Source organism: Sphingobium sp. CFD-2 (genome assembly GCF_024611135.1).
Lineage (GTDB): Bacteria > Pseudomonadota > Alphaproteobacteria > Sphingomonadales > Sphingomonadaceae > Sphingobium > Sphingobium fuliginis.
In genome coordinates this window covers 3,049,613-3,063,913 of the sequence record NZ_CP084405.1, presented here as the reverse complement: position 1 = coordinate 3,063,913, position 14,301 = coordinate 3,049,613, and the positions used below count along the sequence as shown (strand labels likewise).

Annotated in this window: 14 protein-coding genes and 1 pseudogene; 6 read left to right on the top strand and 9 right to left on the bottom strand. The window is 60.8% G+C overall.

The features are described from left to right. Positions 1-282: 282 nt before the first annotated feature. From gspD to LDB29_RS15155, 5 genes are all read left to right on the top strand, one after another. The gene (gspD, locus tag LDB29_RS15175; RefSeq protein ID WP_257554634.1) at positions 283-2,361 is read left to right on the top strand and encodes a type II secretion system secretin GspD; all 2,079 of its coding nucleotides are present in this window, start codon (positions 283-285) and stop codon (positions 2,359-2,361) included. Then, positions 2,358-3,203 (top strand): general secretion pathway protein GspK, encoded by an 846-nt coding sequence (locus tag LDB29_RS15170; RefSeq protein ID WP_257554632.1) that lies wholly within the window; start codon positions 2,358-2,360, stop codon positions 3,201-3,203. The genes gspD and LDB29_RS15170 overlap by 4 nt, the downstream gene beginning before the upstream one ends. 220 nt (positions 3,204-3,423) lie before the next feature. After that, on the top strand, positions 3,424-3,669 hold the full coding sequence (locus tag LDB29_RS15165; RefSeq protein ID WP_257554630.1) for a hypothetical protein: 246 nt from the start codon (positions 3,424-3,426) through the stop codon (positions 3,667-3,669). 165 nt (positions 3,670-3,834) lie between these two features. Further along, the gene (locus tag LDB29_RS15160; RefSeq protein ID WP_257554628.1) at positions 3,835-4,125 is read left to right on the top strand and encodes a DUF1778 domain-containing protein; all 291 of its coding nucleotides are present in this window, start codon (positions 3,835-3,837) and stop codon (positions 4,123-4,125) included. Beyond that, the gene (locus tag LDB29_RS15155; protein WP_257554626.1) at positions 4,122-4,655 is read left to right on the top strand and encodes a GNAT family N-acetyltransferase; all 534 of its coding nucleotides are present in this window, start codon (positions 4,122-4,124) and stop codon (positions 4,653-4,655) included. Before LDB29_RS15160 ends, LDB29_RS15155 begins: the two co-directional genes overlap by 4 nt. A 173-nt stretch (positions 4,656-4,828) precedes the next feature. Here LDB29_RS15155 and LDB29_RS15150 read toward each other — a convergent pair whose 3' ends face one another. Beyond that, positions 4,829-5,578, bottom strand: a complete 750-nt coding sequence (locus LDB29_RS15150; protein WP_257554624.1) for a cell wall hydrolase — start codon at positions 5,576-5,578, stop codon at positions 4,829-4,831. Positions 5,579-5,906: 328 nt separating this feature from the next. Between LDB29_RS15150 and LDB29_RS15145 the strand changes: the two genes are divergently transcribed. Beyond that, positions 5,907-6,515 (top strand): hypothetical protein, encoded by a 609-nt coding sequence (locus tag LDB29_RS15145; protein WP_257554622.1) that lies wholly within the window; start codon positions 5,907-5,909, stop codon positions 6,513-6,515. Between the two features lie 400 nt (positions 6,516-6,915). Here the strand turns inward: LDB29_RS15145 and istB are convergent, their stop codons facing one another. The 8 genes and pseudogenes from istB to LDB29_RS15105 form a co-directional block, all read right to left on the bottom strand. Beyond that, positions 6,916-7,683 carry an IS21-like element helper ATPase IstB gene (gene istB, locus LDB29_RS15140; protein ID WP_054944222.1) on the bottom strand — a complete coding sequence of 256 codons (768 nt, stop codon included), beginning with the start codon at positions 7,681-7,683 and terminating at the stop codon, positions 6,916-6,918. Further along, positions 7,680-9,176, bottom strand: a complete 1,497-nt coding sequence (istA, locus tag LDB29_RS15135; RefSeq protein WP_082430708.1) for an IS21 family transposase — start codon at positions 9,174-9,176, stop codon at positions 7,680-7,682. The genes istB and istA overlap by 4 nt, the downstream gene beginning before the upstream one ends. Positions 9,177-9,272: 96 nt before the next feature. Continuing rightward, complete coding sequence (locus LDB29_RS15130; RefSeq protein ID WP_257554620.1) at positions 9,273-9,650, bottom strand: hypothetical protein; 378 nt, start codon at positions 9,648-9,650, stop codon at positions 9,273-9,275. Between the two features lie 140 nt (positions 9,651-9,790). Then, positions 9,791-11,182 (bottom strand): annotated as a pseudogene (locus LDB29_RS15125) (IS66 family transposase); the annotation flags it as partial. A 31-nt stretch (positions 11,183-11,213) separates the two neighbouring features. Beyond that, on the bottom strand, positions 11,214-11,570 hold the full coding sequence (gene tnpB, locus LDB29_RS15120; RefSeq protein ID WP_257554618.1) for an IS66 family insertion sequence element accessory protein TnpB: 357 nt from the start codon (positions 11,568-11,570) through the stop codon (positions 11,214-11,216). Continuing rightward, complete coding sequence (locus LDB29_RS15115) at positions 11,567-12,022, bottom strand: transposase (protein WP_257554616.1); 456 nt, start codon at positions 12,020-12,022, stop codon at positions 11,567-11,569. The genes tnpB and LDB29_RS15115 overlap by 4 nt, the downstream gene beginning before the upstream one ends. 191 nt (positions 12,023-12,213) lie before the next feature. After that, positions 12,214-12,771 (bottom strand): hypothetical protein, encoded by a 558-nt coding sequence (locus tag LDB29_RS15110; protein ID WP_257554614.1) that lies wholly within the window; start codon positions 12,769-12,771, stop codon positions 12,214-12,216. 762 nt (positions 12,772-13,533) lie between these two features. Beyond that, on the bottom strand, positions 13,534-14,196 hold the full coding sequence (locus LDB29_RS15105; protein WP_257554613.1) for an ABC transporter ATP-binding protein: 663 nt from the start codon (positions 14,194-14,196) through the stop codon (positions 13,534-13,536). Between the last annotated feature and the right edge of the window lie 105 nt (positions 14,197-14,301).

Below are 14,301 nucleotides of genomic sequence, written 5' to 3'. Positions count from 1 at the left end.
GATGTTCGCTCCCGCGGGCGGTCCCGCCGCAAGCGGGGCAGGGCAGGTTGGCGATCGCAAGATCGTTGGATCTGTCCGCGTCGGCCGCGCCATTTATGCCGTCGTGCAAGGGGCTGACGGACGCGCTGTCAGCGTGCCCCTCGGAGGACGCATCGGTGACTGGAGGCTGATGGCGGTTCGTACGAACGAGATTCTCCTCACGCAAGGCGAAGAGAAGATCATTGTCCCATTCGGTGCAGGGGCCCCCCTTCCTGCAAACGGGGCGACGACGGGGAGTCCAAGATGAAGATCAAGCCGAATTTGCTGTCAGGTATTGCCCTGATAGCCCTCACTCTGACCGGATGTGCAGCCCAGCAACAGCCACTGCCGATCCAGATGCCTCAGCCGCCCGCAATCGTCGCGGAAGCGGAGCGGGCGGAGCCACAAGTGCGTTCGACCCTCGTTGAAGGGGAAGGGACGATTCCACGCCCCGGTGCCGGAGCGACGCCGCGCCCGGTTCGTGGCGGCAATGTCAGCCTCAATCTCCCTCAGGCGGACGTCCGCGCCGTGGCATCGTCTGTCCAGCAAGTGACGGGTATTCCGGTCAGCGTCGATCCCGGTGTGAATGCACAGGTCTCGCTCGTGACGCCGGGATCGGTCGCGCGCTCAGAAATCATCGGTCTGTTCGAGACGGCACTTCGCTCCGCGCAACTCGCCCTTGTTCCCATCGGCAATGGGTTTGTTGTTCGGCCCGAGGCATCCGCCCGTGTGCCCGTAGCGCCCGATGCCCTCGGATTTGGGACCGAAGTCATCACGCTCCAGTTCATCAACGCGGAAGAAGTGCGCAAAGTGCTCGATAGCGCGATTCCAGGTGTGGTGTCGGATATCGACCCTGCCGGCAATCGGGTCACGATCGCGGGCACGACCGGCCAGCGCAGCAGCGCGCGTGACATGCTCAAGCAATTCGATGTGAACTGGCTCCGAAATATGAGCTTCGGACTCTATATTCCGGAACGCACCGACGCCCGACTGATCGTTCCCGAACTCGACAAGCTCATCAATGCCGAGAACGCGCCGACACGCGGGCTTGTTCGCCTCATCACCATGGAGCGGTTGAACGGCATCCTCGCGGTCAGTGCGCAAGGCCAATATCTCGAAGACGTCCGCCGCTGGGTCGAAATCCTGGATCGCGAAGGCGAGAATGCCGAGAAACGCATCTTCGTCTATCATGTCCAGAATGGCCGTGCTCGCGATCTCGCGCGCACCCTCAACCAGGCATATGGCAACAGCAGCGGAGAAAGCGACGATCTGTCCGAGCCATTTGGTGGAACCGATGACGGACGAGCGCGCTCCTCGGGCAGTTCGTCCTCGCAGACGCCTCGCGCCGCTGGCGCCGAGGGTTCGTCCGGCAATCGGAGCGGATCCCGCGACGGCGCATCGGACGCGGATCGCCAGGCATCGTCGTCGAACGGCAGCGGCGGGAAAATCACAGCCGACGAGATCAACAATGCGATCGTCGTGCATGGGACGCCGCGCGAATATGCGATAATCGAAGATGCCTTGCGCAAGCTCGACATCGCGCCGCTGCAGGTCATGATCGAAGCGGCGATCACCGAGGTCTCCTTGACCGACACCTTGCGCTACGGTGTGCAGTGGAACTGGCTGACCGGCGACAGCAACTTCCGCGTCACCGATGGCGCGGAGATGCCCACCGGTCCCACCCAGTCCGGCTTCAGCTACTATCTTGCCGGAACCAGCATAAACGCCGCGCTCAACGCACTCGAGCAACGCACCAATGTTCGGGTCGTGTCAGCGCCCAAGCTTGTCACGCTCAACAACCAGACGGCGGCGCTTCAGGTTGGCGATCAGGTTCCCGTCTCTTCGGGCAATGCTGTCAGCGTCACCAATCCGGACGCGCCCATCGTCAACGCAATCGAGTACCGCGATACCGGGGTCATCCTGCGCGTAACGCCTCGGGTCAACGGGAGCGGCACGGTGCTTCTCGACGTCTCGCAGGAGGTGAGCGACGTCAATGTCAGCAGTGCGGTGGCGAGTGCCGGTGCCGCAATCGCGACACCGACGATCTCCACTCGGCGGATATCGACCACCGTCGCGGTGCAAGACGGGCAGGTCATCGCACTCGGTGGCCTCTTTCGGGATTCGCAGACATCGGGCAAAAACGGCATTCCGATCCTTTCGCGGATTCCTGTCATAGGTGGTCTGTTCGGCAGCCATGACAACCGCCAGAACCGGACAGAGCTTATCGTGCTGCTGAAGCCCCAGGTCATTCGGACGCCGGACGACGGGCGTGCGGTCACCGAGGAACTGCGCATGAAGCTTCGGACACTGGAACCCTTCCGGACTCATGGCACCATCCCGTGAACAAGGGAGAGGAAGGCTATGCGCTGGTCGCAGCAGTAGCCAGCATCGCTGTTTTTGCAGCCATGGCGTTGACTGTTCTGACGGCGACACGGATGGGGATCGATGAAGTTGCTGCGGAACATGATCAGCTTCAGGCTGGTGCTGCGGCGGACGCCGGCGTGGCGCGCGCGCTCAGCAGTCTCATGGCCACTGATATCACGCAGCGCTGGCCCATTGACGGTCGCGAGCAACGGTTCACCTTCAACGACGCCCGCATTCGCGTAAGGATCGAAGACGAGCGCGGCAAGGTGCCTATCGGCCAGCTTGACGAGGCGATGGCGACGCGCCTCCTCGAAGAGGTCGGTCTTGAAGGAGACAGGCTGCTGATCGCGCGAGATTCGCTGCTCGACTGGACCGACGGCGACGATGAGGTTCGCCCGTTCGGCGCGGAGAGCGCCTATTATGAACGGGCGGGAATTCGTCCCGCGAACGGGTTCCTTGCATCGATCGAAGAGCTCGGCAGCATCCGCGGTTTCGATACCCGGCTCGTGGAACTCATCCGCCCGATAGCGACCGCCTACACCGCGAGGGCGGCGTTCGATACAAAATTTGCCGATCCGCGCGCGATCGCCGTCATGGAGGCAGGAGGGCAGGTGGGGAGCCCCGTCGCCATCGATCGTGCCCGCGAGCGCGCCGGGCAGCGCACCGCTCTGGCGTTTACCGACGCCACCGATGTTATCGGCAGGCCGCTCACGATCATTGTCGAAGCGAGATTGCCAGATGGTGCGCGGGCTGTGCGCAGGGTCGTCGTGGAGATAACAGATCGACCTGAACGGCCATATTTGATCAGGGCATCGAACTGAACGAAAGGCACGTAGAGACACCCTCGACACGGTCTGCGCTGGTTTACGCATTCTCGATAAGGCTAAGTTTAGCTTAGCAAATGTCGGAATAGGTTAAACCGACCGCAACAGAAACTCCCAGTTCCAAGACTTTCGTAGCCGTTTCTACGTCTGCACGGGAGCTCCGCGTCTTGGGAATTCGCTTGCGTTCCCGCTGCGCTAACCCGCAAGCTGGGGCGCTATGAGGTTCCAGTCTTTCGCCTTGGACGTTTTGCTGTTGCCCACTCCTTTGATAGTCACGATTACAGCGCAGATTGGTGGCCTCGCCCTGGTGATCGACGCAAGGGAAACCGCCGCCGCCCGCTGGTATGGGCGTTTCGGCGCAATGCCATTGCTGGACGGAACGTCGCTGAAATTCATTCTGCCGTCGCAGACGATCACTAATGCTTTGGAAGCAATGAAGGCCGAAGCCATATCGCTGCAATGACAGGAGTTATGCCGATGAACTGCGGCTCATGGGGCTCGGTATAACACTCAAGACTCCCAACAGCTCGGGAACCTCCAACACTGACAGCAGGTTCCGATAAGACACCGGTGTGGGTCTTGAATTTGTCGGTATATTGCCGTACATGGGTGGCGAAGGAGTATTGTTATGGTCGCCGGGGTTCAGGAGCGCCGTTCGGAAAGACTTGAGGTGCGAGTGCCGCCCTCGCTGCACAGCCGGGTAAGCCATGCGGCAGCGTTGCGCGGGCAAACCCTGGCAGCGTTCGTCACCGCTGCGGTGCAGGATGCCGCGCAGCGTGCGATCGACGACGCCGAGGTGACACGACTCAATCGAGATGATTTCGCGGCGCTGATACGCGCGCTCGATACCGAGGCGGAACCCAACCAGGCACTGAAGGCTGCCGCAACGCGGCATCGCGCAATTACAGGTCATGTGTGAAGGGTGAGATTGAGGTCCGGTTCGAACGGTTGTCTGCGGCGCATGACCGAAGCGGGTTCGTCTGTGAACAACCATCGCTCACCGACTATCTGTTGAAATTCGCTGGCCAGAACGAGCGCGGTGACATTGCTGCCTGCTTCGTGGCGGTAGCGCCGGATTCCGCCAAAGTTGTAGGCTATTATACCATCTCGGCACATGCGGTGCTGGAAAACGAACTATTGCCTGAACAGAAGAAAGGCTTGCCGGGTTATGATCGGATTCCGGCCTTTCTCATAGGCCGGCTCGCGCGTGACGTCACGATGAAGGGCAAGGGGTTGGGCGAACTGTTGCTGATCGACGCGCTGACGCGTCTCTGTTCGATTGAGGCAGCTGCGCGCATGATTGTCGTCGACCCGATCGACGAGAATGCCGGAGCCTTCTACGACCGTTATGGGTTCACGCCGCTTGGGCAAGGAACGACTCGACTCTCCTTGCCGATGAAAGTCGCGCGCAAGGCGGTAGCCGCATTGCGATCAGGACCCGCCAGCTAGCGAGGTTCAGGTTCGGAAATCGCAAATCAGTCCGACATCTGCAGCAGTCGAACTTGCCAACGATGTACATGCCGAGATCGCGGCGCTCGTGGAATTTTGGTCTCGGTTTGAAACGCGCCGATTATCGAAACTATTCACACCGAGCTTGTCCTGCTTCCTGCCTGATCGCTGATTTACGGCTCCTGGGCTGCCATTGCATCCAGACCGAGTCCCCACGGAGCGAAATTGGCGGGCGCCGCCTTCAATGTCTGTGTGTTTGTGGACGAACTGCGATAGGCGCTCGCCGAAACGGGCGTACCCGCAAAATTGACCGGACCGTAGGGGGCGGGTTTTCCAGGCGTATGGTAAAAGATGTGCGCCCCGATCTGAGTTATGCGGGTGAGGCTCGGCGCCCAATAGGGACTGACATAGTTCGCATGATAATGTGTCGCGCCTGGAGCGCGCGCGGGAATGCGGTTTGCAAGCGCGTCCTCTGCGACCATTCTGGCTTCAATCATCACGCGCTCCGGCAGCCTGCGCCTGAGCGAGCCGTCGCATGTAAAGCTGAACTGGCAGCCCGTGCGCCGGGTTGATCCCTCGAAAACCACGTCGCAGACGGTGCCCTGGAACGATCCGCTTCTCAGCCGGTTGAGCACAACCTCCGCGACCGCCTGCTTCCCTTCCAGGCTCTCGTAGCCGGCTTCATAGGCAATAGCGAGCGTCAGGCATTCCAATGCCCGCGGATAGTCCTCCATTGCTGGCGGAACGGGAAGCTGGGCATGGGCTGGAATAGTGCTGGCAAGCGCGACCCCGGCAGCGAAAGCGCCGATGGTTCTGCTCGACTTTGCGATTGCGCTCGAAATTCGATGCCGACCACCAGCCGCTCGGAAACTGGGAAGGGCGATCCGGATGGTTTCGCGGGGTACGGCATATCCATCCTGCATAGTCAATCAACCCTAGTGCAACACGCCTCCTCAAAGAAGTCCGCGTCTATTCGAGATTTTGTGATTCGATTTTCTGTAGATGTATTTATAATACACATTACAATTTGTGGCAATATATATAGAAATAGTTATGAAAAAATGCGGTTTAATTTGAATGTGTCATCTAATTGAAAGAGTGAATTGCGATATGTCTCGATCACTATTTCATGGAATCGTGATGTAATCGACGACAGAATGATGAAATTTGTAGAATCCTGGCATAAAATTATCTCCATTCTGGCTGCTTGCGGTGGCCCATTCCGTCATGACTGATCCTGGGAGCAGAAAAATGATCTTCAAGTTGGGCGCGATCGCGGCGGTGTCGGCTCTCGGGCTGTCCCTATACGCATTTCAGTCGGCACCTGATGCCCGACCCGTTGAAGCGCAGGGCGCTGCATCGGCGGGAACCGCCTCCCAAGGTGCCAAGATAATCCCGGCGCGTTTGCTCGACTGCACGCTCGGACGGATTTCGAATTTCGACACACAGCGAGAGCAGGATCCATCGGAATATACCTATTCCAGCCGCCACAAGTTCAGCCTTTTCCTGCCCGAAACGCCGGTTCGCACCACACCGCCGCCTGAGGCGACCGAGCGGCCAGAACCGGTTAATCCTCAGACCAGGATCGTCGCCGATCCTGACGGAATCGCGCGTGATGCAGAGGCTCACGCCTTTGATCGTGTCGTCGATTTCTGGCCGCAGCGTGTCGAAATGACCAAGCCCATCAGCAATATCGCGGTGAAGCTGGTCATCATCGATGGCGTCGATCCAAGCCAGTCCTCGGCGACCATGTTTCTGACGAGCGCCAACGACGCGGTCACCTTCGATCTCAAGAATCTCTATTATGGTCGTTGCAGCGTCAAACTCGGGAAACAGGCGCTGGTCCCTCAGGCATCATAGATTTGAAGCCCGATCAGCTTTGCTAACCATGCATCTGATACACCTTGCTCTAAGCAGGGCGTGTCCGATGCATCGGCGCTCAGTTACATCTGGGCATGCCGGGAGTATCACGGGGGCGAGGCCATGTCCGCTTTTCAACAATCACTGAGGATTGCGGATTTTTTCATCCCTCATCGTGCACCATTGTCGAAACCGTTGCGCGATTCCCCTAGAAGCGGCGATTCCAGCGGGTTGGCGGGAGTGCGTCGCAACCTGCTAAAATATCAGGATAATTTGTCAACGGCGGAGTAAAAGTCGGCCATTGGGCGGCGCAAAATCAGGCCGGGTGATCCGTGTGCTGGCGAGCGCCGCGAGGGCGTAGCCCGAGTGGGGGTCGCCAACACACGGATGGTCTTTTCTGTCAGGGGTTGGAGCGTGCCTTGCGCGCCTGGCTTTGGGCCAGACGATAGCTCTCTCCGTTCATCTCGAGTATGGAGACGTGGTGGGTAAGCCGGTCGAGGAGCGCGCCTGTCAGGCGCTCGGAGCCGAACGTTTCGGTCCACTCGTCGAACGGCAAGTTGCTGGTGATCAGCGTCGAGCCGCGCTCGTAACGCTGCGAGATCAGCTCGAACAGCAGTTCCGCGCCGGTTTTCGAGAGCGGCACGAACCCCAGTTCATCGATGATGAGGAGCTTGTATCCGGCCATTTGCTTGTGGAGGCGCAGAAGGCGGCGTTCGTCGCGTGCCTCCATCATCGCGCTGACCAGCGCGGACGCGGTGGTGAAGCCGACCGTCAGGCCCTTCTGGCAGGCGGCAAGGCCGAGGCCGATCGCCACATGGGTCTTGCCGGTTCCCGAGGGACCAAGGGCTATGACGTTCTCGCGGCGGTTGATCCAGTCGCAGCGTGCCAGTTCCAGCACCTGCATCTTGTTGAGCTTGGGGATCGCGGCAAAGTCGAAGCTGTCGAGGCTCTTGGCGGCCGGGAACTTCGCAGCCTTGATCCGGCGCTCGACCATCCGGCGTTCCCGGTCGATCAGCTCCAGTTCGACAAGCCGGGCAAGGTAGCGGACGTGATCTGCGCCCTCGGCCGCGCATCGCCGGGCCAGCTTGTCATGCTCGCGCAGGAAGGTTGGTAGCTTGAGCGTCTTGAGGTGGCTGGCCAGTAACAGCTCGGGGGACGGACTGCTCATGCCGCATCCTTCGCATCGCCCGAGAGCAACTGCATGTAGGAGCGCGCCGATGTCGTCTCCACCCTGGCTCTGGGCAGATAGGGATAGATCGCCATGTCCAATCGGGGTGGTCGGCGCTCCACCCGGCACAGCAGGAGATGCTTCACGGCATCAAAGCCGATCGCCCCGATATCGAGAGCCTGCTTTACGGCCGCATGCAGATCGGCAAGCGTGAAGCTCTCCAGCAGACGCAGCACCTGCACATACTCGCGCCGACCATGCTTGCCCATACGAGCTTCCATGAGGCGGCGCAGCGTTGCAAACGCTTCGGGCAGGTGCCAGCCTTGCAGGGGCGCTGCCTGATCGAGCGCATTGATCTTCTGTTCGATCAGGGGAAGGTAATGGATGGGATCGAAGATCACGTCCTCGCGCTCGTAGCTGCGCACATGACGGGCAATGACCTCGCCCCGGCAGCCGATCACCACCTCGCCGACATAGCCCCGGATCCATACCTCCTGATGGCCGAAGCGCACCGGCACCGAGTAATCATTGGTCCGGTAACGCACCAGCGCCTGCGACGAGACCTGGCCGCTGGTCTGGTCACAAGCCTCGAACGGGGCAGCCGGCAGTTCCTGCATCGCCGCCAGATCGCGCTTCAGCCTCTCGCCGATCGTCTCGCTCTCGCCCCGCAGCCGGTCGTTCTGACGCTTGCGGCATTGCTCCTCGAGCCACAGGTTGAACGCCTCCCACGTCGCGAACCGGGGGATCGGCACCATGAAGTTGCGGCGAGCATAACCGACCAGCCCTTCAACACTGCCTTTGTCGTTCCCCCTGCCGGGACGGCCGTAACGATCGCGGATCAGGTAATGCGACAGGAAGCCGCTGAACAGCCGGGCGCGCTGCCTCGTGCCGTCGGGCAGGATCTTCGAGACCAGGCAGCGGTCGTTATCGTAGACGATCGACAGCGGCACCGCGCCGAAAAACGCGAAGGCGTGCACGTGGCCGTCCATCCATGCCTCGGCAACGGCAGCGGGATAGGCGCGCACGTAGCAGGCGTCGCTGTGCGGTAGATCGAGCACGAAGAAATGCGCCTTCTGCACAACACCGCCGATCTCGACCATGGCCTCACCAAAATCTGCCTGGGCATGGCCGGGCGCATGCGCCAGCGGCACGAACATCTCCCGGCTGCGCTGCTCGCGCTGTCGGATGTAATCCTTGATGATCGTGTAGCCGCCGGTGAAACCGTGCTCTTCGCGAAGGCGGTCAAATACCCGCTTCGCCGTATGACGCTGCTTGCGCGGAACCTGACGGTCACCATCAAGCCATGCATCGATGATCGGAACGAACGCTTCCAGCTTGGGCCGCCGCACCGCCGCCGTCCGGCGGTAACCGGGGGGCTCCGAATACGACAGCATCTTGCGGACCGTGTCGCGCGATACGTTGAAATGCTTCGCCGCCTCACGCTGGCTCATGCCGCCCGCGCAAGCAAGACGCACCTTCAGGTAAAGATCCACGGTATATATCTCCACGCCCTCCCTGCTCGCGCAAAGAAGGCAAAGTGGACGACTTTTACGCCGCCCGCAGCAGCACTTCGCCGCCGCCACCGTGGTCTAATTTTGCACCGCCGTTCTCACGCGATCTCTCTGTTCCGCGAGGGCAATCTGACCGTGAGATCGCAGCACTTGCAGCAAATGTCGAACGGCGACCCGCAGTTCGTGGCGCAATTTGCGAACTGGCGGATGGCATGCGCAGGTTGGCAGATGGGTGTCGAGAAACTGCAGCTGGACAGTCTCATCGATCTGCAAAAGCCCCAAACCTTCCTCGGTGACCCACTTCGCGAAATGCGCCACGCAGGCCAAATACACGCGCACGGTGTTGGAATGATACCTGCCAGCACGGAGATAGGAGACATACTCTCCTTCGATCGCTGCAAGGACACTGGTCGATAGCCAGCGGCGTGGCTCTGGCTGCAAAAGATCCGGTTCCATAAAATCGCTCCTCTCCAGGTGGTCGGATGGAGAGGAACGATATTATGTGGAGTGGAAATCAGTCAGGCCGCGCCATAGCCGGCAGAAAAACGCGGGTTGGCCCCATCAGGCAGTGCCCACCTGCGCATAATCCGTCGCTGCGCATAATTGCGATTTAGGGCAAGAGGCCTAATCGACCGCTCGACGATGTTCGTGTCGAGATCGACGCGGCCGTCGTCGAGGAAGCGAGAGAGCCCGTCCCAGCGGCTTAGTGCATAGCGGATCGCATCGGCCAGTTTGCTCTTGGCGCTCACCTGCCGGAGCCGCGCTTCCAGATAGAGCTTCAGATCATCCACCGCCACACGGCTATGTTCAGCACGCATGGCGCGGCGCTGCTCGGCCGACGTGCCCCGGACCTCATCCTCGACGGCATAGAGCATGGCGATGCGACGCAGAACTTCGGTCGCAACCGGCGATTTAGCCGCGAGCTCAAAGAATTTACGCCGGACGTGCGACCAACAGAAAGCGAGGCGGACCTGCTGGCGGCGCTTGGCAAGCGCCGTATACCCGCCATAGCCATCCACCTGCAGGATGCCTGCGAAGTCTCCGAGATGGGCGTCGGGCCGTTCGGCCTTGCGGTCAGGGGCGTAGACGTAGGCGACCATCGGCGGATCGCTGCCACCCCATGGTCGATCATCGCGGGCATAGGCCCAGATCTGGCCGGTCTTGGTGCGCCCACGTCCGGGTTCTAGCACCGGCGCCGTCGTCTCGTCGGCAAAGAGGCGCTGCGATCTTCGTAGTTCTTCGAGCGTGCAATCCCGCAGGGGTCTCAGGTACCAGGCTGCTCGGCCGACCCAGTCCGCCAAGGTGGAACGGTCGAGCTTGATGTCTTGGCGGGCGTAGATCTGCGCCTGCCGGTACAGAGGAACATGGTCGGCGTACTTCGATACCAGAACCTGAGCTATCAGCGCCTCAGTCGGAATGCCGCCCTCGACTATCCTGGCCGGTGCCGGCGCCTGGACGACCGCCCCTTCGCAAGAACGGCAGCCGTAGCGTGGACGACGCGTCACAAGGACGCGGAATGTGGTTGGCACGACGTCGAGGCGTTCGGAGACGTCCTCGCCGATCACATGCAGCGCGCCGCCACAGCAGGGGCAGGCCTTGTCCTCTACATCGACCACCTGCTCGATCCGCTCGAGGTGGACGGGAAGCGAGCCGCGGTTGGTCTTGCGCGACTCATGGCTTTGAGCGAGCTGCGAGACCGCATCGCGGATCGCGCGTGCTTGACCTAGCGCCGTCTCGACATCCTCCAGGCCAAGCTGGAGCTGGTCAGGATCGAGCTGCTCGGAACGGGGGCCGAACCGGTGGCGCATGAAGGCGTCGATAATCGCCTGTAGCCGCTCGATCTCGGCATCGGCCTCACCTTTGGCAAGGGTCAGCTCAGCGACCTGGGCCTCCTTGGCGACCTGCACCTCGGCAAGCATCCGGGACTGCTCGAGGACCAACGCACGTAGCGTGGCAACGTCCTCGGGTAGGTCCGCTTCGGTGAGCATGAAGGCAGTGAATCAGTACGCGAGAGCCCCGTCAACCGGCAATCTGCGGCGCCTGTGGCCGGCGCCCACCATGTACGCGGCGCCAGTCCAAACCTTCCAGCAAAGCGCCGAGTTGGGCCGCCGTCACACGCATCGCGCCGTCCTGTATCCCAGGCCAACGAAAGCCGCCCTGCTCGAGCTTCTTCGCCATCAGGCACAGACCAGTGCCGTCCCACCAGATCAGCTTGATCCGGTCGCTTCGCTTCGCCCGGAAGACGTAGATGACCCCGGAAAAGGGATCGCCGCCGTACTCGGCTCCGACGAGTGCAGCCAGAGCATCCGGCCCTTTGCGAAAATCCACTGGCCGCGTTGCGATCATGACGCGCGCGCCAACACCAGGTCCGATCATCGCGTAGCCTTGAGCGCTTCGATCACTGCGGCGATCAGCCCTTTATCGGTACCGCGGGCAATCCTCACCGCTACACCATCTATCTCCAGCTCCACCGCGCTCGAAGGCGATCGGCGCTGACGCCGCGGACGCTTGGCAACGGCAGGCACCTCGCTTGGCGGCGACGGTTCTATCACAGCGGGAACGAAGAGAGATGCGGGCGCCGGGGCAACAGGAAGCGCGAAACCTTGGGCTTCCATCTGCTTGCGCAGTTCGCGGCGCCAGGTGAAAAGCTGCGAGGGGATCATGCCGTGCCGCCGAGCAACGGCGCTGACGGACTCTTGGCCGGAATAGCTCTCCGCGACGATCGAGACCTTGACCTCGGGTGGCCAGTCCCGACGCTTCCCCGCGCCGGTGAAGACCTCGAACCGCTGAACCTCGCTAGTGCCAGCATCGTCACATGACATCGTCATAGCACTAACGACCTCCGCCTGATCAAAGGCGGTGAAACTCGGCCATGCGCCTCACGCCCGCAAGGTGGGGCTCAGGCTTCGCTTACGCATTCCGGCGCCTGATTGGCATTACGCCGGGGAGGTGGCGCAGAAAACTCAGAGCCGGAGCGCTTCGTATCGAGGAAATGATCAAACTGAACTAGCTGGAAGGTTCAATGGGGCTTTTGCCTGCCATGCTCGCCGGAACGCCCTCTCGCCGTAATATCCGGTTGTTGGCCGAGCGTCCGGTCAATGGCCAGTTGCAGATGGGCGGTCGCCTCGTCATCATGGACACTGTCGAGCAGGCCGAGAGCCTCGATCATCAAGGCGATGGCCTGCTGGCGGGTTTGGGCGGACATCTCCGATTGCGGGTCGCGCTGAAGGCGCTGCTTTTTCCGATCGAGATTCTTTATATCCGTGTCGAGTTCGCGCAGGCGGCGCTCCACGATCAGATCGATCGCCATCGGCGAAAGACCGGCCCCGACGATGGTGTCTTTTGTTCCCGGCGCTCCTGTCGCTTCCGCGCGATCAACGCAGATATGCCCATCATTGACCAGCAAGGTCAGCGCGCGTTCGAGATGGGGCATTGCGATCGACGTTCCCGCGCGCACCTCCCGCAGGAGCAGGATCGCGTCGTTTACGGACTCAGCGGCAACCGCACAGAGGAATTCGTCGTTTTCCTCATTGTCTTCGGCCGGGGGCCCAGATTCAGGCGACTTCTCCATGATCAATCCTGCATGACTTCAAGTAAACACGTTCGTCCGTCTCGATTGGGCAGCCGGAAGCACGTTCCGAAATTGGAAGTGCTATAGCCCCGCGAAACCGGGCATTGGAAACCTGAGACTCAGTTCAGGCGCGAACGCCTTTAGGCCGGGGCCTTGGACATACGCGTCCGCTGCCCGGTAGCCAAAGCTGGCCGGCTCTGAGTCATGAGGAGGTTTCCACGCCTCCGCTCGCGTCTCCACGAGCAGCAAGGTCGGTAGGCAAAACCACGAGTGATTGCAAGAAGACGGCGTCTCACAACTGTCTCGCGGGGGTACACCGGAAACCCGACCGTGTCGCTGTGGCATCTCGAAGCTCGAGCGCGCTGCTTACATCCCGCACCTCCACCGGTTTACGATGCAAAATCCCCCTAGGAGAATCCCTAGCGGAAAATCTCTAGTGGGCTGGTGTGTCGCATGGATGACTTGGAGCGATCGCGACCGGCCAAGTGGCCGGGCCATCTCCAATGTAGTCGGATTTCGCCGTCTCGCGCGCTGCCGAACGGCTCTCCGAGGCTTTGAAGCACCGCCTCATAGAGAAAGGCAGGTCAGTTTTCCCGCCGAATTATTATCGGATTGCGGGAACCCGCAAATGGAAAGCTGACAAGAACCTGCTTCAACAGATCCCAGTTAGGCGTGCGTCTGTCGCCGCCGGATCTGGACAGGCGAGCAGGGGGCGTCGTGCGAGATATAACGCGACATATGGAACTTTCTTGGCAAAGACGTGCCGCGTCAGCGCGTTCTTCGCTGATTCCAGGCGTGGACCGCCAGTGCTTCGTCAATAGTCTCGTAGAAGGACAGCTTGCTGTCAGCGAGGACAGCACCGCGCTGGCAATATTCGCGCAGCGTTTCGGGCGCGTGGGAGGCCATGATAAGCGTCCCCTCGCGTCCGCGGCTCGCCAATGCCTCCTGCGATCGCTGGCGGAAACGTTCATCTCCGGCAGCGGTTACCTCGTCGACGAGGTAGCAGTCGAAGCGGATGGCAAGGCTGATTGCAAAGGCAAGTCGAGCCTGCATGCCGCTGGAGTAGCTCTTTACTGGCTGATGCAGATAGGCGCCGAGCTGCGCGAATTCCTCCACATCAGCGAGCAGGGGGGCTGTAGGACGGCGATAGATGCGCGCGATGAACCGCGCATTGTCAGCACCGGTAAGGCTCGACTGGAAGGCGCTGGTGTATCCGATCGGCCAGGAAACGCTCATCTGCCTGCGAATCTTGCCTGCGGTCGGATATTCGACGCCCGCAATCAATCTCAGGAGCGTCGACTTGCCGGCGCCATTGGCTCCGCAAATGCCGATCGATTCGCCGCGTCGGATCGAAAAATTGGCGTCGCGCAGGACCGTTTTTCGCAATTTCCGTGCGTGATAGGTCATGCCGACGTTCGAGAAGCGGATCATTGCACCGGCCCCTTGCAGAATAAACTGGGCTCTCTTGCCCGATCCGGGTTGATGCTACAACAAAAAAATTACCGATTTGGATTGTATGGTAAGTATAAATTCACC